An 18,852-nucleotide genomic window follows, 5' to 3' on the forward strand; every position below is an offset into this window, starting at 1 on the left:
AGTAATGATGAGCCAAAGTATTGATTTGACTATTCGTTTTTGTATAACTTGCGACCTCCTAGACTTCACTGTTTATGTCCACCTCCGATATCAAAATATTAGCCATAGAATCCTCTTGTGACGAGACGTCCGCTGCTGTTATAGATAACGGTAAAGTACTTAATAATTATATAGCCACACAATCCGTGCACGAAAAATATGGGGGTGTCGTGCCTGAGTTGGCGAGTAGGGCACACCAGCAAAATATTGTGCCGGTTGTCGACCAGGCCTTGACTGATGCAGGCGTCAAACCGGAAGAGTTAAGTGCCATTGCGTTTACCAGAGGGCCAGGACTCATGGGTGCTTTGCTGGTCGGTACGTCCTTTGCAAAATCAATGGCTCTGGCCTTAGGTATTCCTTTGATTGAGGTCAACCACATGCAGGCCCATATTTTGGCTCATTTTATTGAAGAACCTTCTCCGAAATTTCCTTTTTTATGTTTGACCGTAAGTGGAGGGCATACCCAAATAGTGAAAGTTTCGAGCTTCTTAGACATGGAAGTGATCGGTGAAACACAAGATGATGCCGTGGGTGAGGCCTTTGATAAATCTGCGAAATTGCTGGGGTTAGGGTATCCGGGAGGGCCAAAGATCGATCAGTTGGCGCAAAAGGGAAATGCTGAACGTTTTTCATTTCCTGAGACCGAAATGCCGGGTTATCAATACAGCTTCAGCGGGATAAAAACGGCCATTCTCTATTTCCTCAGAGAGCAGTTAAAAGAAAATGAGCACTTCATTGAAGAAAACCTTCCGGATATTGCTGCTAGCATCCAAAAGACCTTGATCAACATGTTGCTTCAGAAATTGAGAAAAGCAGCAAGAGACCTGCAAATCAGAGAGATCGCCATTGCAGGAGGTGTGTCTGCGAATTCGGGATTAAGGGCTGCCTTGGATCAAATGGGACAAAAGGAACAATGGGAGGTCTATGTGCCCGCTTTTGAGTATTGTACAGATAATGCAGGGATGATCGCCATGGCTGCACATCACAAATACTTGGCAAAGGAATTTGTGGGTCAAGAGGTCAGTGCCTTGCCGAGAATGAGCTTATGAAAGAGGGCGTTTTTACCATAGGCGATATAAAAGAACATTCCTTTGTTGTTGACGAGAAGGATACTGCCCAATTTCAAGGTAAGGAACTCCACCCGGTGTGCAGTACTTACAAGCTAGGACAGGAAATGGAATGGTCGAGTAGGTTGTTCATGCTAGACATAATTGACGATCATGAGGAAGGGGTTGGTACCATGTTGCACATCGAACACTTGTCGCCCGCATTTGTGGGAGAGCGCGTAGATATTTGTGCGATATGGAAGTCATTTGAACAAAAGGTATTATTATGTGATATTGAAGTGAGCGTGGGCGATCGGATGGTGGCCAGAGGCGCCACGGGGCAGAAACTGCTCTCAAAGGAACGGCTAAAAGCGCTCATGAAGCAGTAGACAACGTATGGCAAAAACAACTGAACGATTTTCAAAAAACATCAGCATTCAGAACCGAAAGGCACGCTATGAATTTGAATTCATTGACGAATATGTCGCAGGAATTCAGCTACAGGGCACTGAGATCAAATCTTTGAGAGAAGGGAAAGCCAGCTTACAAGAAGCCTATTGTTACTTTAAGGGGGATGAATTGTTTGTTAAGCAAATGCATATTGCTCCGTATGCACAGGGAACGCACTACAATCACATCGAAGACCGCGAACGCAAATTGCTGCTGAATAAAAGAGAACTCGAAAAGCTAAACGCAAAGTCAAAAGAAAAGGGGCTTTCGATTATTCCAACCATATTATTCATCAATGCCAGGGGCTTTGCTAAACTGGCTATTGTACTGGGTAGAGGTAAAAAGCTCCATGACAAGCGCGACAGCATTAAGGAGAAAGACATCAAAAGGGATCTGCAACGGATGAAGCTATGATGGATCTCGCTTTTGGTATTTGTCGTTTGTCAACTGTGCCCATCAGAAAAAACCCAAGTGATGCGGCTGAAATGATTTCACAACTGCTTTTTGGTGAGCATTACCGCGTGTTGGATAAGAGTGGTAATGAACAGTGGCTCCGCATTCAAAATGAGTACGACAGCTACACGGGTTGGATAGACCATAAACAACATGAGTCCATTTCAAGAGAGTTTTTTGAACAAATCAATAATTCAGATTATCAGATCAGCACAGATGTCATCTCAGATCTAACCTTTAAGGAAACCAAGCACCGGATAAGTATGGGTTCAGTTTTGCCGCTGTTGAGTAATCCGCTGTTTCACGAAGAAGAGGAGGTTTCCTTTCGTGGAGAGGCTAAGCCCATTTACCAGAAATTAAGTCGAGCAAAGCTCATTCAACTGGGAAAGTCCATGTTGAACACGCCTTACCTTTGGGGAGGCCGTTCTAGTTTTGGGATCGACTGTTCAGGATTTACGCAGTTATTGTATCGTTTGGCGGGTTATCGACTCCCAAGAGATTCCTCACAGCAGATCTTAAAAGGAGAACGAATCGAGTTGGAGGAGGCGAAGCCAGGAGATTTGGCTTTTTTCTGCAATAGTGAAGGGAAGATGAGCCATGTAGGCCTAATCTGTTCTGCCGAGCAGATCATGCATGCTTCGGGTAGAGTTCGTGTGGATAAGATTGACACGAATGGTATTTTTAACCTCGAACAAAATGTTTACACACATCATTTGTTCATGGTCAAAACGTACCTTCCTTAGCGCATGAGAAGAGTTCTTGTCTTAAATCAAGATTACCATCCCATTTCCCTTTGTTCTGCGGAACGCGCATTTTTGCTGTTGTATTTAGAAAAAGCGGAGCTCATTCATCAAGCCGAGGATATAGAAATGAGATCGGTCAACAAGAGCTATCCCATGCCTTCAGTGATTCGCTTAAACCGTTACATTGTTATTCCATTCAAGCGCGTCATGCTCACGCGACAAAACCTGTTCAAACGAGATGGCAATACCTGTCAATACTGTGGCAGTCAACAGGATTTGACCTTAGATCATGTCCTCCCCAAATCACGTGGTGGTCAAAGTACCTGGACTAATTTGACAACGGCTTGTCAAAAGTGCAATTCGATCAAAGGAGACAAAACACCGGAAGAAGCCAATATGCCCTTGACCAAAGCACCATTTAAGCCTTCCTATATCATGTTTGTCAGGAATTTCAGTGGATTTACTTCCAAAGAGTGGTTGAAGTACTTGAGCGTCAATTGATACAGAATCATTTTTGGTCTTTATGTAAGGAATAATAAATGGCTCTTCTAAGGGTGGGCTATTATTTTAAAAATCAAACTTATTCCATACCTTTGCACTCCGTTTCAAACGAGGCGGTTCCGACGTATCGGAAATGTAAAATCAATTGCTAGCCAAATTGTCCCAGTTGACTAGCAGTAAGAAAGGGACGTAAAACATGTCAGAAGAAAAAAAAGCAGCAGAAACTGTTGAAGAACAACCAACAGCAGAAGCTACTGAAGCTACAACTCCTGTAGCGGCAAAAGAAGAGGCGACTGAACCAGTGGCCGAAGAAGCTCCAAAAAAAGAAACCAAAAAAGTAGCAGCGAAAAAAGCTGAAGCACCAGCAGAAGAATTTGACTGGGAAGCTTTTGAAACAAAAGGTTTTGGAGAAGGCTATTCTAGAAAAGAAAAAGAAGAGCTAGCAAAAGTTTACGAAGACACGCTAACTACTGTTGAAGAGAAGCGTGTTGTTCAGGGAACAGTGGTTTCTGCCAATAGCAGAGACATTGTCTTGAACATCGGTTTCAAATCTGATGGATTGGTGAGTGCCTCTGAATTCAGAGACACACCTGCTCTTAAAGTAGGTGACCAAGTTGAAGTCTACATCGAAGAACAAGAAAATGCTCAAGGTCAGTTGGTGCTTTCGAGAAGAAAAGCCAAGATCGTTAGAGCATGGGAATTGATCCACGATGCATTAGACAACGACAAAGTGATCGAAGGTTTTGTGAAGAGAAGAACGAAAGGTGGTTTGATCGTCGATATCTACGGCGTTGAGTCATTCTTGCCAGGTTCTCAGATCGATGTAAAGCCAATCAGAGACTTCGACGTATTCGTTGGAAAGAAAATGGAAGTAAAGGTCGTCAAGATCAATACCGCCAACGATAACGTAGTAGTATCGCATAAAGTACTGATCGAGAAAGATCTTGAAGCACAAAAAGCTGAGATCCTTGAAAACCTTGAAAAAGGACAAGTACTCGAAGGTGTGATCAAGAACATGACCAACTTCGGTGTATTCATCGACTTAGGTGGTGTAGATGGTCTATTGCACATCACGGACATTTCATGGGGTAGAATCAATGACCCGGCTGAGGTGTTGAACTTGGACGAAAAAGTGAACGTGGTTGTTCTTGACTTCGACGACGATAAGAAGAGAATTTCATTGGGTATGAAGCAATTGACTGAGCACCCATGGGATCAATTGGATAAAGGAATTGAAGTGGGTTCAAAAGTGAAAGGTTCAATTGTGAATGTGGCCGATTATGGTGCATTCTTAGAACTTTTCCCTGGAGTAGAAGGATTGATCCACGTTTCAGAAATGTCTTGGTCTCAGCACTTGAGAAATCCTCAGGATTTCATCAGTGTAGGAGATGAGTTAGAAGCAGTGGTTCTTACGATCGACAGAGAAGAGCGTAAGATGTCATTGGGTATCAAGCAATTGACTGAAGATCCTTGGACGAAACAAGATGTGTTGACCAAGTATGGTGTTGGCACAAATCATAAAGGAATCGTAAGAAACCTTACCAATTTCGGCCTATTCATTGAGTTGGAAGAAGGTATCGACGGTCTTGTACACGTTTCTGATCTTTCTTGGACTAAGAAGATCAAGCACCCTTCCGAGTTTGTGAAAGTTGGTGATGAGCTTGAAGTACAAGTTCTTGAGCTTGATATCGATAACAGAAGATTGGCCCTTGGTCATAAGCAGCTAGAGGAGAATCCTTGGGATACCTTCGAGTCTGTCTTCACACTAGGTAGTACGCACAAGTGTACGGTATTGGCGAAGAATGACAAAGGTGCTACCCTAGAACTTCCTTACGGAATCGAAGGTGTAGCAACGAACAAAAACCTGACGAAGGAAGATGGTTCTTCTGTGGAAGTTGGTGAAACGATCGACTTTGTGGTGCTTGAATTCTCTAAAGAAGACAAACGCATCGTTCTTTCACATATTTACACGTATGCAGCACCGTCTGAAAGACCAGCAGCACCGAAGAAAGCAGCTCCAAAAGCGAAGAGAAAATCTGCGCCTCAAGAGAGTGATGCTACCTTAGGTGATTTGGGTGCTTTGGCCTCATTGAAAGCTGAAATGGAAGATAACACCAAGAAGGCGAATGAGAAAAAAGCAGCAGCTTCTAAAAAAGCCGATGAGGCAAAGAAAGAAGCACCAAAAGCAAAAGCTAAAAAGGAAGAGCCTCAGGTAGAGGAACCTAAAGAAGATGCTTCTGCTGAGGAAGAATAATTATTTGAATTAGATATGAAAAAGGCACTCGATTTCGAGTGCCTTTTTCCTTTTAATCATTGGTGCAAAACGGGAATATGCCTACTTTTGCCCACGTAGAATGCATGAGGGCTCTGATAGGGTGACTTATTGTTTTTACACAATCAGGAAACTGATATTCTTAATGGCGTTGTGGCCGAGTGGCTAGGCAGAGCTCTGCAAAAGCTTGTACAGCGGTTCGAATCCGCTCAACGCCTCTGAAAAAAAAAGCAGCTTTAGGGCTGCTTTTTTGGTTAATATGAATTCAGTTATTGGTTATTGGAGTTTAAGATTTGAGGAGTAAAAGTTCTGCGGATGAGAATCGCTCGGTTCGAAATGGAGGACCGTAGGCACGACATTCGCGAGCTCAATTGCATCAAATAAAGGTTGCGCGAGCAATCCCTGCCTATCGGCAGACAGGCGCTCAACGCCTCTGAAAAAAAGCAGCTTAAGGGCTGCTTTTTTGGTTTTTGGTTGATCAGTTAAAGGATAAGCTTAGGACTTCGAAAACCTATTAAGCACGTCATTGCGAAGAATGACCGCAGGACATGATAAAGCAATCCACTATGAAGTCTACTTCGATCATTTCTACAGAAAATAGTGTGCTGTTTTTGGAAATGTAAGTGCCTTTTAGATACAGTTCAAATAGCGCTTTGTGAGGTAATTGTGAGAAGTGCGCGGATGAAGAGAGGAGGCAATCCAACGCGATTACCAAAATGACACTGAGGAGTATGAGTAAAATTCTCCAATTATTTTGTGACTTTTATCAAGTTTTACTTGGAGAAATGACAAGTGTGCGTTTCTGAGCACTCATTCCTATTATTTATAATAATTCTAAATAAGAACAAGTAGCATATTAATGAATTAAAGTATTGATAAGCAATGAATTGAATATATTCCTATCCTTCCTTTTAACCCCACTTGCCCCCGAATAATTTGTTTGAAAAAAGACCCCTCGATGCTACCTTTGCCACCAAGATTTAGTAGGAAAAGTCCGTCTTTGATAAAAAGGAACATTTCATGTTAGAAAAAAATATCATTACGCGCTTCGCGACAGCCTTATTCTTTGTTTGCTGTTTTGTGGTATTCGGTCATTCATTAACTGCTCAGCGAGACGCAGTGCCGACCGATGCAGAGACCATCGCGAGAGGAGAGCAATTATTCAGTGAGTGGGCATGTAATACCTGTCACAGAGTTGACCAAAAACTAGTTGGACCAGCTCTTCAAGGGGTTTACGACAGAAGAGATGTTGAATGGTTATACGCCTTCATCAAAAACTCTCAGAAAGTCATTGCTTCTGGGGATGCCTATGCCGTGGCCTTGTATAACGAATACAATCAGCTACAAATGCCAGCGCATGATCTGGAAGATGATCAGATTTTGGCAATTCTAGCCTATGTGCGTGATTACGAGGAGAATCCTCCGGTTGAAGAAGTAGTTGCTGCCGATTCAGCAACAGGCGATGCCGCTGCATCTGGTGGAGGTATTCCTGCTACCTATCTGAATGTCATCATCGGTGCGTTGATCGTTATTTTGGTCTTGATCTTAATCGTTTTGGTTCTGATCATGGGCGTGATCAAGAAGTACCTGCAGGATAAAAATGATATTTCAGAGGCCGATGCCGAAGTCATCAATGAGCGCTTCGATCTAATGGCCTTCTTTAAAAGTCCTACCGTCATTGGTATTGTGACGTTCTTGGTGATTGCCTTGGCGTCGAAAAACGTGATCGATGGCCTTTACACAATAGGCGTTCAACAAGGCTATGCGCCGAAGCAGCCCATTGCTTTTTCTCACCAATTGCACGCGGGTCAATACGAAATTGCTTGTCAATATTGCCATACAGGAGTAGAAATTGGCAAGTCGGCTAATATCCCATCAGTAAACATCTGTATGAATTGCCACAGTGCGATCAAAACGGATTCTCCTGAGATTCAAAAACTTTATGCTGCACAAGATAGCGGCGAGCCGATCGAGTGGGTGAGAATACACAACCTGCCGGATCTGGCTTATTTCAATCACTCTCAGCACGTGAAAGTGGGAGGAATTGAATGCCAAACGTGTCACGGAGAGATCCAAGAAATGGAAGTGGTACAACAGCACGCGCCACTAACCATGGGTTGGTGTATCGATTGTCATAGAAACACAAGCCTGAATACCGAGGGTAATGGGTACTATGATAAGCTCGTTGAGTTGCACAACTCAAATACGAAAACACCGATGAAAGTGACGGACATCGGAGGGCTTGAATGCTCAAAATGTCACTATTAATTAAGAGAAGAGAAGTACGATTTCTGATTTAGATAAAATGAAAGAAAATCAAAAGACCTACTGGAAAGGGATCGAGCAATTGAAGAACGATCCTGAATTCATCAAGAAGAATGAAGGAGAATTTCCAGAATACCTTCCGATCAATGAAAACGGAGAAGGGGCTAGCAATCGACGAGATTTCTTGAAGATGATGGGCTTCGGTATCGCAGCAGCTTCTTTAGCGGCTTGTGAGGCGCCGGTGCGAAAAGCCATTCCTTACTTGAACAAACCTGTTGATGTTGATCCTTCTGTACCGAACTACTACGCGTCAACTTATGTAAACGGCGGAGATGCCGTGAGCGTTGTAGTGAAAACGAGAGAAGGAAGACCAATTAAAATTGAAGGCAACAAGTATTCTTCTATTACAAAAGGAGGTACGAATGCCCAGGTTGAGGCCTCTGTTCTTTCACTTTATGACAAAGAACGATTAACAGGTCCTTTGAAAGCTGGTGCCGAGATCGATTGGGAAACCTTGGATAGAGAAGTAACAGCGAAGTTGGCACAAGCAGGTCAAATCAGAATCGTAAGCAATTCTGTGTTGAGTCCTACGACGAAAAAGGCTGTTGGTGAATTCATTGCGAAATACCCTGGTGCTAAACATGTCTCGTATGACGCCGTTTCAGCATATGGTATTTCAGAAGCCAACCGACGCTCTTTTGGTGAGGCGATGATTCCTTCTTACGATTTCAGCAAAGCCAAAACCATTGTGAGTGTTGGTGCTGATTTCTTAGGTACATGGATATCTCCTATTGAATTTGCGAAGCAATATGCACAAACAAGAAAGATCCATGCCGAGCATAGAGAGATGTCTCGTCATTATCAATTTGAATCTAACCTGTCTTTGACGGGAGCAAACGCTGACTATAGAACACCGATCAAACCTTCTCAGGTGGGGCCTTTGGTGGTAGCCATGTACAATGCTGTTGCAGCCAAAGCGGGTGCAGCCAAGGTGAATGCGCAGGCAGTAGGGGATGTTTCCTACATGGCCAAAGCAGCAAATGAACTTTGGGCGAATAGAGGCAAGTCATTGGTTGTTGCAGGATCTAATGATCCGGCCGTTCAAGTGCTTGTTAATGGTATCAATGCCATGTTAGGCAATTACGGTGTAACGCTTTCAACAGAAAGACCGGTACATTTCAGACAAGGTAATGACCAAGACTTAGCGAATTTTGCGAAGGAATTGAATGCCGGAACTGTTAAAGCTGTAATCTTCTTTAACTGTAATCCACTCTATGATTCTGCGGAGGCGGCTGCTATTCAAAAAGGATTGGCAAAGGCCAGCTTGACCGTTTCTACTGCTGATCGAATGGATGAAACGGCTTCTGCAGTGGAGTACGTAGCACCAGATCACCATTACTTGGAGCAATGGAACGATGCAGAATTGAAGACGGGGCACTTCTCCTTGATTCAGCCAACGATCTCTCCTTTGTTCAGTACCAGACAGGCGCCACAATCATTCTTGAAGTGGGCAGGTCAGGATGTTGAATATTATGCGTATCTGCAGGACAACTGGAGAGCGAACTTCTTCAACAAGCAAAATGACACGACAAATTTCCAAATGTTCTGGGACAAGTCCTTGTTTGATGGAGTCTTTGAGACAGAAGGAAATACAAAAACATATGAATTGGACGAGTCGGCGGCTTCAGCTGCTGCAACCAGTATCGCTCAGAATTACAAGTCTGAGGGAGGACTAGAACTTGCTCTTTACGAAAAAGTAGGTTTAGGTAATGGATCGCTGGCAAACAACCCATGGTTGCAAGAAATGTCTGATCCAATTACGAAAGCCACTTGGGATAACTACTTGACCATTTCCATGAAGGAAGCCAACGAATGGGGCATCGAATTGGACGAGGGAGCGACGCAGCTGGTGGAATTAACTGCTGGTGGACAAACCATTAAAGTACCAGCATTGGTGCAACCGGGTCAAGCAGAGGGAACTGTCGGTTTAGCTGTTGGATACGGAAGAACGAAAGCAGGCCGTGTAGGCAATGAAGTGGGCGTGAATGCTTATCCTATGGTGACCAAATTGAATGGCGCCAACGTGATGGATGTTCTAGCCGGTGTATCAGTGGCTGCCACTGGGGAATCATATCGAATTGCTCAAACGCAGACACACCAAACCTACATGGGCAGAGAAAATGTGATTCAAGAGGCTGTGCTTGCAGATTATCAACAAGATACTTCTGCGGGTAGATGGTCGCCTAAGATCTATAAAGAAGGTGAGTACGTGAAGCCTTCAAAAATTACCCTTTGGAAAGGACACGAGTACAATAACCACCATTGGGGTCTATCGATTGACATGAATTCATGTACGGGCTGTTCAGCTTGTACGGTTGCGTGTCAGGCCGAGAACAATATTCCTGTAGTCGGTAAAGAAGAGGTACTCAACAGAAGAGAGATGGCATGGATTCGTATCGACAGATATTATTCTGCTGCTAATCCTGCAGGAAACAAAAAGGAGCTGGAAGAAGCTTCAGCGAATCCTGAGGTCACCTTCCAACCGATGATGTGTCAGCATTGTAACAATGCACCATGTGAGACGGTATGTCCTGTTGCGGCAACAACGCACAGTACGGAAGGATTGAATCAAATGACATACAACAGGTGTATTGGTACAAGATATTGTGCGAATAACTGTCCTTATAAAGTAAGACGATTCAACTGGTTCAAGTACCACGACAATACGCAGTTCGACAAGAACTCTTCAATGAATAATGATTTGGGTAAAATGGTATTGAACCCAGATGTTACTGTTCGTGCAAGAGGGGTTATGGAGAAATGTACCATGTGTGTGCAGAGAATTCAAGCCGGTAAGCTTTCGGCTAAGCGCGAAGGCAGAAGACCTGAGGATGGAGAAATCAATACGGCTTGTGCAAGTGCATGTCCGTCAGATGCCATCATTTTTGGAGATTTGAACGATCCAACTTCTAGAATTTCACAATCACTTCAGATCTCTGAAAGAAAAGAAGGAGATAAAGTGACCGAAAGAGTAGTCAATGAGGATCGTGCATACCACGTGTTGGAGGAGCTTAACGTCAATCCAAACGTTTGGTACATGACGAAGATTAGAAATAAGGACAAACAAGAAGCTTAATTTTTAAACCGAGATAAAAATGCAAGTTGAAGCAACAGTAAGAAAACCTTTAGTAACGGGTGGCAAGACGGTTCACGACGTGACCAACGATATTTGTCGCCATGTTGAAGGTAAGCCAACAAAACTGTGGACTGCAGCCTTCGGTATCTCCGCGATCACCTTATTGATCGGTCTAGTAGCCGTGGTTACTACACTTTGGGAAGGTATCGGAATGTGGGGTCTCAACAAAACAGTAGGTTGGGCCTGGGATATCACAAACTTCGTATGGTGGGTAGGTATCGGTCACGCAGGTACTTTAATCTCTGCCGTATTGTTATTGTTCCGTCAGAAATGGAGAATGGCAATTAACAGAGCATCGGAAGCGATGACCATCTTTGCAGTGATCTGTGCTGCTCAGTTTCCAATTCTACACATGGGTAGACCATGGTTAGGAGCCTATTGGGCTTTACCATTACCCAATACCTTTGGTTCTCTTTGGGTAAACTTTAATTCACCTCTTCTTTGGGACGTATTTGCGATCTCAACTTATTTCTCGGTTTCATTGGTGTTCTGGTATCTCGGTTTAGTTCCAGACTTTGCAACCATCAGAGACAGAGCAAAAGGTATCAGACGAGTGATTTACGGCGGTTTGTCTCTTGGATGGGATGGCGCTGCTAGAACTTGGTCACGGTATGAATCAGTATCATTGATCTTGGCAGGATTGGCTACGCCGCTTGTGCTTTCAGTGCACACGATCGTATCCTTTGACTTTGCTACCTCGGTTATTCCGGGTTGGCACACGACAATTTTCCCTCCTTACTTTGTGGCGGGAGCGATCTTCTCTGGTTTTGCCATGGTATTGACCTTGATGATCGTGACAAGAGAAACATTTAAACTGCATGATTACATCACCATCGAGCACATTGAGCTGATGAACATTGTCATCATTGTCACAGGATCAATAGTAGGTATTGCTTACATCACAGAATTCTTTGTGGCCTGGTATTCAGGTGTTCCTGCTGAGCAGTATGCATTCTATAATAGAATGCAAGGACCTTATTGGTGGGCTTACTGGTCGATGATGACCTGTAACGTGATCTCACCTCAGCTGTTCTGGTTCAAAAAGATCAGAACATCCATCGCAGCAACATTTATCATTTCCATCATCGTTAACATTGGGATGTGGTTCGAGCGTTTCGTGATCATCGTGACCTCACTGCATAGAGATTACTTGCCTTCATCTTGGGCGATGTTCTATCCGACCATTTACGATATGGGCGTTTATTTATTCACTTTCGGATTGTTCTTTACTGCGTTCTTCCTCTTTGCGAAGTTCTTCCCAGTGATCAACATGGCCGAGGTAAAGAGTATTATCAAATCTTCATCTGAAAAAACTGCTGAATAATGAGTGATGTAAAGAACTATGTCCTGGGTGTATACGATGACGAAGACGTATTGCTAAAAGCCGTAGGCAAGCTACGTGCCACAGGAATTAAAATTCAAGAAGTTTATAGTCCTTTTCCTGTACACGGATTGGATGAAGAATTAGGATATAAACGTTCGAGATTGCCAATTGCAGCATTCATGTTCGGTGTATTAGGGACAACTTTGGCCCTTGTGATGCAGGTGTGGATGTTAGGAGTTGACTGGCCTATGATCATTGGTGGTAAGAATTACATCGCTCTACCAGACTTTGTGCCGGTTACTTTTGAATTGACCGTATTACTCGCTGCCTTTGGTATGGTGGGTACGTTTTTAGTGTCAAGCGACTTGAAGCCTTGGAAGGATCCGAATTTGCTGGACATTAGAATTACAGACGACAAACATGTAATGGCCATTGACATTGCCAGCAACAAGACAATGGAAGCTGCGGCCATTCAAAAAGCACTGAAAGAATCAGGTGCTGTCGAGGTAAATGAAAAATCAAGAGAAGAATAAGCTGACTGATTTATGATCTATCGATTGAAACAAATAGTCCCCCTTTTCAGCATCGTGCTGTTAGGAGCTTGTGGTGCGAGCGGAGATAATCCGGGCAGAGAGTATGCACCTCAAATGTATCACTCTGTACCTTACGAGCCACTGACGCAGATCAAGGACAAATCACAAGGTACTTGGTTGTCGAACAGGGAAGATGGTTTGGGAGAGTTCTATAACTCAAACGAAAACAACCCTTACGCGCAAAACGTACGTCAGCCAGTTGAAGGAACAGTGAGAAGAAATGGCAATGGACTCGATTACCTACCTTACAGACTAGGTTACGATGACATTGAAGCTGCGGCTGCCATTGAAAATCCATTCGAGGCTACACCAGAGATCAAAGCTGAAGGAAAAAGACTTTATGAGCAATTCTGTCAGCATTGTCATGGCGCAGATGGAAAAGGCCAAGGCAAAGTTGGAGTCGTGTATGCAGGGGTGCCCTCGTACTCATCTCCGGCAAAAAGGGATCTATCACAGGGACATGTTTTTCATGTGATCACTCATGGCATCAGAAGAATGGGAGCCCATGGTTCTCAGATCTCTGAGGACAAAAGATGGAAGATCGCACGATATGTTCAAGAGTTACAACAGAAATAACAGGTAAACATTTTTAAGGATGGCAAAAGAAGTTTTTGATTTTAATGCAGGCCTAAAGAAAAAGCTATCGATAGCATTTGTTGTCGGCTTGGTACTGTTATTAGTTGGTGCAATGTTGCCTGGTGGTGAACACGCAGAAGGAGAACACGCAGAAGGAGATCATGTAGAGGCAACTCATGAAGGTGACCATGATGACGCAAGTCATGCAGAAGAAAGTCACGACGAGGGGCACGGTGGTGCCTTAGAAGAGGCCGGAGACGGTGAAGGTGAAGCTAGCCACGGTGGTGGATGGTTCAAACGCTTCAAGATCGATTTTTGGATCAATAATGTGTACTTCACAGGATTGGCCATTATCGGATTGTTCTTCTTTGCCATCCAGTATGCAGCGCAAGCTGGTTGGTCTGCATATATCATACGAGTTCCTTTAGCAATGGCGCATTGGATCGCCCCAGCGGGTATCTTGATGTTGGCGGCTTATTTCTTGTTCGGACATGACATATTCCACTGGACGCACAGTGATCTATACGAGGTAGGCGGTGCGCACTATGATTCCATTATCGCGGGTAAGCAGGCCTTCTTCTTTTGGCCTCTTGAAGGCGGGACATTCCCGATCTTCTTTATTTTGAGAATGGTGATCTTCTTTGGGGTTTGGTACTTGTTATTCAAAAAATTGAAGGGTCTTTCTCTTGCAGAGGATGAGCTTGGTGGAGACAGCTACTGGTTTAAAATGAGAAGAATTTCAGCCGTGTTCCTAGTGATCTTTGCGGTTTCATCTTCCGTTGCAGCCTGGGACTGGATCATGTCGATCGACACACACTGGTTCTCTACCATGTTTGGCTGGTATGTATTTGCAAGCTGGTGGGTTTCTGGCTTGGCGTTGATCACCTTGATCATCGTGTTATTGAAAGAAGCTGGGTACATGCAGCAGGTTACTTCTAACCACTTGCATGACCTTGGTAAATTTATTTTCGCTTTCAGTATTTTCTGGACTTACATCTGGTTTAGCCAGTTCTTATTGATCTATTATGCGAATATTCCTGAGGAATCTGTCTATTTCGTAGAAAGATTCTTATCAGATCATTATTCTCCGTTCTTTTTCGCAAACATTGTTGTTAACTTTTTCCTTCCATTCTTAGTATTGATGACGAGAGATGCAAAGAGACTAAATGTCTTCTTGAAGATCGTTTGTGTGATTGTTCTGCTAGGACACTGGTTAGATTTCTATCTAATGATCACACCAGGTACGTTGGGCGCTGAAGGTGCCTTCGGATTGACGGAAATCGGTATGTATTTGATGTTTGGTTCGGCATTCTTGTTCGTGGTTCTTTCAGCTTTAGCTAAGTTTAACTTAGTACCGAAAAACCACCCAATGTTGGCAGAAGCAGAGCATCATCACATTTAATTAAAGTAGAATAACTAACAAATATGTTCGGTTTTTATATAGCACTAGCAGTATTCTTAGTAGTCGCGATCTTGTTGTTAATCTTCAGGATTACGAGACTAGTTAATGTAGTAAAGGGAACTGGAGAGGAGACTACCCAGACAAGCAATAACATCAATGGTGCATTGATGATGCTTTTCATGGTGCTATTCTTCGGTCTTATGGGTTGGTACTCATGGGCCAACTTTGACGCGTATGAGCCGCCTGTGGCTTCAGAACATGGTCAATTGACTGATAAATTGTTCTGGAGAACCATGTGGATCACATTCATTACGTTCTTTGTGACCAATGTGTTGTTGTTTTATTTCTCTTGGAAGTATCGTTACAACAAAAACAGAAAAGCATTATTCTATCCTCACAACAATCAGTTGGAGTACATCTGGACAGGTGTTCCGGCGATTGTGTTGACTTGGTTAGTGATCTCTGGTTGGATGGCATGGGATGGCATCATGAGTGAAGCGCCAGAAGATTCAGAACAAATTGAGATCATGGGATACCAGTTCGCTTGGTCATTGCGCTATGGCGGAATGGACAACCAAGTGGGTGACTATGATTATCGCTTGATCGACGCGGTCAATTCGCATGGTCAGGATTTTTCTGATCGTGCAGGATTTGATGATTTTCAATACAGAGACCTAGTGATTCCTAAAGGGAAGCCGGTCTTGTTAAAGATCAGAGCAAGAGATGTATTGCACTCTGTATTCATTCCTCATATGCGAGTGAAGATGGATGCGATGCCAGGTATGCCAACGCAGTTTTGGTTCATTGCGAACAAAACAACAGAAGAGATGCGAATTGAAGAGGGAAATCCTGATTTCAATTATGAGTTGGCGTGTACTGAGGTTTGTGGTAGAGGTCACTTCTCTATGAAGAAGAATGTGATCGTTCTAGAGCCGGAAGAGTACGAAGAGTGGAAAGCAGAACAAAAATCATGGCTTTCTAAGAATCCTGAATATATGAGTCAGGTACCTGATAATTTGAAGGAGTTGGCAGTTGTCACTGCAGGAATCAACGAATAAAAAGATTTAATTAAGCTATGTCTACAGCAACAGAAGCAGCAGTAATTGACGCACACGTGCACGAAGAGCATCATGACGAGCATCACGAGCAGTCATTTATTACGAAATATATTTTCTCAACAGACCATAAAACGATCGCCAAACAATTCCTGATCACAGGGATCTTTTGGGCATTTATTGGTGCAGCCATGTCTGTGATCTTCCGATTACAGCTCGGTTTCCCGGATGCTGATCTAGGATGGTTAAGACCCATCTTGGGCAAATGGATTCAAGTAGATGGAAGTTTAGATCCAAACTTCTATTTGGCTTTGGTAACGATGCACGGAACCATCATGGTATTCTTTGTATTGACAGCAGGTCTTTCGGGTACATTCTCGAATTTCTTGATCCCATTACAGATTGGTGCCAGAGATATGGCATCAGGTTTCATGAACATGTTGTCTTACTGGTTCTTCTTTGTCTCAGGAGTGATCATGTTCATTTCCTTGTTCATTGAAACAGGGCCAGCCTCAGGGGGTTGGGTTGTTTATCCACCTTTATCGGCCTTGCCGCAAGCAATGCCAGGCTCCGGTTTGGGTATGACTCTTTGGTTAGTGGCAATGGTGTTCTTTATCGCATCTTCTTTGTTAGGCGGTATTAACTACATCACCACTGTGATCAACCTAAGAACAAAAGGAATGACCTTCTCAAGACTGCCATTGACCATTTGGGCATTCTTCTTGACAGCGGTTATCGGTCTTTTGTCATTCCCTGTGCTATTTGCTGCAGCCTTGTTATTGGTGTTCGATAGAAGTTTTGGTACTTCTTTCTATTTGTCTGAAATCTACATTGGTGGTGAGGCATTATCGAACGTAGGTGGTAGCCCAATTTTGTATCAGCATTTGTTCTGGTTCTTGGGTCACCCTGAAGTATACATCGTATTGTTACCTGCATTAGGTATTACATCCGAGATCATTGCTACAAATTCGCGTAAGCCGATCTTCGGTTATAAAGCCATGATCATTTCAATGATGGGAATTACTTTCCTTTCATTCATTGTATGGGCTCACCATATGTTCGTGTCTGGTTTGAATCCTTTCTTAGGATCGATCTTCATGTTCTTGACATTGATCATTGCGATACCTTCGGCGGTTAAAGTGTTTAACTACTTGACCACCTTATGGAAGGGTAATATCATCTTTACCCCAGCCATGATGTTCTCAATAGGCTTGGTCTCAGTATTTATATCTGGTGGTATTACTGGTATTTTCTTAGGAAATTCCGCCATTGATATTCAGTTGCACGATACGTATTTCGTTGTTGCCCACTTCCACTTGGTAATGGGTGCGGCGTCAGCCTTTGGTTTATTGGCGGGTGTTTATCACTGGTTCCCAAAAATGTTCGGTCGTATGATGGACAGCCGTTTAGGCTATGTTCACTTCTGGTTGACATTTGTGGGTATCTATTCAGTGTTCTTCCCAATGCACTACATCGGTATTGCTGGCTTCCCAAGAAGATATTATTCATTCACGAACTTTGATGCATTCAGTGGCTTTACAGATCTGAACATGTTCATTTCTGCAGCGGCGATCTTCACTTTCGTGGGTCAGTTGATCTTCTTATTTAACTTCTTCTACAGCATGTACAGAGGAAGAAAAGCTCCAGCTAACCCATGGAAGTCGAATACCTTGGAGTGGACAACACCAATCAATCCTGGTCATGGTAACTGGGAAGGTGAAATTCCACAGGTGTACAGATGGCCTTATGACTACTCGAAACCAGGTGCAGAGGATGACTTCATCCCGCAGACGGTGCCATATTCTCAGACGATGGAATCCAATCTACCTCATGAAAATGATATGATTGCCTTGGAGAAAGAAGAAGCAGCGGAGGAAGTAGTGGTGGATGCAAAAGGCGAACACTAAAGGAAGATTATTTAGACGGTTTTCAGCCGTCACGATCATAGCAGTCTTCTTGCTCATCGCCATTGGCGGTATCGTAAGAAGCACAGGTTCAGGGATGGGATGTCCTGATTGGCCTAAATGTTTCGGAAGTTGGGTGCCCCCTACGGAGGTCGCTCAACTTCCGTCAAACTATAAAGCAATTTATGCTCAGCAGAGGGCTGAGAAGAATATAAAGTTTGTCAACTACTTGAAAGGCCTAGGATTTGATGACTTGGCCTTACAAATAGAGAATGATCCTTCTATTTTGGTAGAGGAAGATTTCAATGCGGCAAAGACCTGGACAGAATATGTCAACAGGTTGATTGGAGCATTAATTGGCTTACTAATATTTGCAACGTTTGTGACTTCCTTGTCTTATTGGAGGTCCGACAAAACAGTAACCGTTCTTTCATTTCTTGCATTTGTATTGGTAGGCGTTCAGGGCTGGATTGGTTCAATTGTGGTAAGTACAAACTTGTTACAATGGATGATCACCGTTCACATGTTACTGGCTTTGGCCATCGTTTGCTTGTTGATCTACGTTTATTACAGATCGAGAAAGCAAATCGAAGCAAAAGTTGCGTTACCCAAAAAAGCTTTGTGGTTAGGAATTGCTTGTTTAGTGTTAACCACGATACAGGTAGTACTTGGTACTCAAGTGAGAGAAGCCATTGATGTTGTAGCTGACTCAGCCATTGCAAGAGCGCAATGGATCGAGGAGCTCGGTGCGACATTTCTTATACACAGATCCTATTCCTTACTCTTGTTGGCTTTGCACGTCTATTTATTTTATGTGCTCATGAAGTCGGTAGCTTTTCAAGCGTTCAAGACATGGATATACCTACTTTTGGGCGTGGTAATTTTTGAAATCGCTACAGGAGCGTTGATGGCGTATTTTGCGATACCGGCATTTATTCAACCAATACACTTGCTGTTCGGATCGTTGATCATTGGGATTCAATATTATCTCGTTTTATTGATCAACAGCAAAAGAGATGAAGTGACTATATAG

At 43.4% G+C, this 18,852-nt stretch carries 15 protein-coding genes and 1 tRNA gene; all 16 read left to right on the plus strand.

From position 1 onward, the window contains the following. The first annotated feature begins 74 nt into the window (after positions 1-74). Positions 75-1,088, plus strand: a complete 1,014-nt coding sequence (gene tsaD / locus AC2D6U_RS02290) for a tRNA (adenosine(37)-N6)-threonylcarbamoyltransferase complex transferase subunit TsaD (RefSeq protein ID WP_484719319.1) — start codon at positions 75-77, stop codon at positions 1,086-1,088. Then, positions 1,085-1,474, plus strand: coding sequence for a thioesterase family protein (locus AC2D6U_RS02295; protein WP_484719320.1), 390 nt, complete (start codon positions 1,085-1,087; stop codon positions 1,472-1,474). Before tsaD ends, AC2D6U_RS02295 begins: the two co-directional genes overlap by 4 nt. A 7-nt stretch (positions 1,475-1,481) precedes the next feature. Continuing rightward, positions 1,482-1,949, plus strand: coding sequence for an SsrA-binding protein SmpB (smpB, locus tag AC2D6U_RS02300; protein ID WP_484719321.1), 468 nt, complete (start codon positions 1,482-1,484; stop codon positions 1,947-1,949). Further along, entirely contained in the window at positions 1,946-2,731 is a 786-nt protein-coding gene (locus AC2D6U_RS02305; RefSeq protein WP_484719322.1) for a C40 family peptidase, read from the plus strand. Before smpB ends, AC2D6U_RS02305 begins: the two co-directional genes overlap by 4 nt. 3 nt (positions 2,732-2,734) lie before the next feature. After that, positions 2,735-3,232, plus strand: coding sequence for an HNH endonuclease (locus AC2D6U_RS02310; RefSeq protein ID WP_484719323.1), 498 nt, complete (start codon positions 2,735-2,737; stop codon positions 3,230-3,232). 196 nt (positions 3,233-3,428) lie between these two features. Then, positions 3,429-5,486 carry a 30S ribosomal protein S1 gene (gene rpsA, locus AC2D6U_RS02315; RefSeq protein ID WP_484719324.1) on the plus strand — a complete coding sequence of 686 codons (2,058 nt, stop codon included), beginning with the start codon at positions 3,429-3,431 and terminating at the stop codon, positions 5,484-5,486. A 165-nt stretch (positions 5,487-5,651) separates the two neighbouring features. Further along, a tRNA-Cys gene (locus tag AC2D6U_RS02320) sits at positions 5,652-5,722 on the plus strand. 802 nt (positions 5,723-6,524) lie between these two features. Further along, positions 6,525-7,772, plus strand: a complete 1,248-nt coding sequence (locus AC2D6U_RS02325; RefSeq protein WP_484719325.1) for a c-type cytochrome — start codon at positions 6,525-6,527, stop codon at positions 7,770-7,772. Positions 7,773-7,809: 37 nt separating this feature from the next. Beyond that, positions 7,810-10,905, plus strand: coding sequence for a TAT-variant-translocated molybdopterin oxidoreductase (locus tag AC2D6U_RS02330; protein WP_484719326.1), 3,096 nt, complete (start codon positions 7,810-7,812; stop codon positions 10,903-10,905). A 19-nt stretch (positions 10,906-10,924) separates the two neighbouring features. Further along, positions 10,925-12,289, plus strand: a complete 1,365-nt coding sequence (gene nrfD, locus AC2D6U_RS02335; protein ID WP_484719327.1) for an NrfD/PsrC family molybdoenzyme membrane anchor subunit — start codon at positions 10,925-10,927, stop codon at positions 12,287-12,289. After that, positions 12,289-12,822 (plus strand): DUF3341 domain-containing protein, encoded by a 534-nt coding sequence (locus tag AC2D6U_RS02340; RefSeq protein WP_484719328.1) that lies wholly within the window; start codon positions 12,289-12,291, stop codon positions 12,820-12,822. The genes nrfD and AC2D6U_RS02340 overlap by 1 nt, the downstream gene beginning before the upstream one ends. Before the next feature lie 24 nt (positions 12,823-12,846). Then, positions 12,847-13,458 (plus strand): c-type cytochrome, encoded by a 612-nt coding sequence (locus AC2D6U_RS02345; RefSeq protein WP_484719329.1) that lies wholly within the window; start codon positions 12,847-12,849, stop codon positions 13,456-13,458. 19 nt (positions 13,459-13,477) lie between these two features. Further along, complete coding sequence (locus AC2D6U_RS02350) at positions 13,478-14,860, plus strand: quinol:cytochrome C oxidoreductase (RefSeq protein ID WP_484719330.1); 1,383 nt, start codon at positions 13,478-13,480, stop codon at positions 14,858-14,860. A 23-nt stretch (positions 14,861-14,883) separates the two neighbouring features. Next, positions 14,884-15,918 carry a cytochrome c oxidase subunit II gene (locus AC2D6U_RS02355; protein ID WP_484719331.1) on the plus strand — a complete coding sequence of 345 codons (1,035 nt, stop codon included), beginning with the start codon at positions 14,884-14,886 and terminating at the stop codon, positions 15,916-15,918. 17 nt (positions 15,919-15,935) lie between these two features. Continuing rightward, positions 15,936-17,822 (plus strand): cytochrome c oxidase subunit I, encoded by a 1,887-nt coding sequence (locus tag AC2D6U_RS02360; protein WP_484719332.1) that lies wholly within the window; start codon positions 15,936-15,938, stop codon positions 17,820-17,822. Further along, complete coding sequence (locus AC2D6U_RS02365; RefSeq protein WP_484719333.1) at positions 17,803-18,852, plus strand: COX15/CtaA family protein; 1,050 nt, start codon at positions 17,803-17,805, stop codon at positions 18,850-18,852. Before AC2D6U_RS02360 ends, AC2D6U_RS02365 begins: the two co-directional genes overlap by 20 nt.

It is taken from the genome of Roseivirga sp. YIW32, from assembly GCF_057219245.1.

Excerpts from the sequence above, each read along its gene's own strand:
- tsaD (WP_484719319.1), top strand. The coding sequence starts at position 75 with ATGTCCACCTCCGATATCAAAATATTAGCCATAGAATCCTCTTGTGAC.
- AC2D6U_RS02295 (WP_484719320.1), top strand. The coding sequence starts at position 1,085 with ATGAAAGAGGGCGTTTTTACCATAGGCGATATAAAAGAACATTCCTTT.
- smpB (WP_484719321.1), top strand. The coding sequence starts at position 1,482 with ATGGCAAAAACAACTGAACGATTTTCAAAAAACATCAGCATTCAGAAC.
- AC2D6U_RS02305 (WP_484719322.1), top strand. The coding sequence starts at position 1,946 with ATGATGGATCTCGCTTTTGGTATTTGTCGTTTGTCAACTGTGCCCATC.
- AC2D6U_RS02310 (WP_484719323.1), top strand. The coding sequence starts at position 2,735 with ATGAGAAGAGTTCTTGTCTTAAATCAAGATTACCATCCCATTTCCCTT.
- rpsA (WP_484719324.1), top strand. The coding sequence starts at position 3,429 with ATGTCAGAAGAAAAAAAAGCAGCAGAAACTGTTGAAGAACAACCAACA.
- AC2D6U_RS02325 (WP_484719325.1), top strand. The coding sequence starts at position 6,525 with ATGTTAGAAAAAAATATCATTACGCGCTTCGCGACAGCCTTATTCTTT.
- AC2D6U_RS02330 (WP_484719326.1), top strand. The coding sequence starts at position 7,810 with ATGAAAGAAAATCAAAAGACCTACTGGAAAGGGATCGAGCAATTGAAG.
- nrfD (WP_484719327.1), top strand. The coding sequence starts at position 10,925 with ATGCAAGTTGAAGCAACAGTAAGAAAACCTTTAGTAACGGGTGGCAAG.
- AC2D6U_RS02340 (WP_484719328.1), top strand. The coding sequence starts at position 12,289 with ATGAGTGATGTAAAGAACTATGTCCTGGGTGTATACGATGACGAAGAC.
- AC2D6U_RS02350 (WP_484719330.1), top strand. The coding sequence starts at position 13,478 with ATGGCAAAAGAAGTTTTTGATTTTAATGCAGGCCTAAAGAAAAAGCTA.
- AC2D6U_RS02355 (WP_484719331.1), top strand. The coding sequence starts at position 14,884 with ATGTTCGGTTTTTATATAGCACTAGCAGTATTCTTAGTAGTCGCGATC.
- AC2D6U_RS02360 (WP_484719332.1), top strand. The coding sequence starts at position 15,936 with ATGTCTACAGCAACAGAAGCAGCAGTAATTGACGCACACGTGCACGAA.
- AC2D6U_RS02365 (WP_484719333.1), top strand. The coding sequence starts at position 17,803 with ATGCAAAAGGCGAACACTAAAGGAAGATTATTTAGACGGTTTTCAGCC.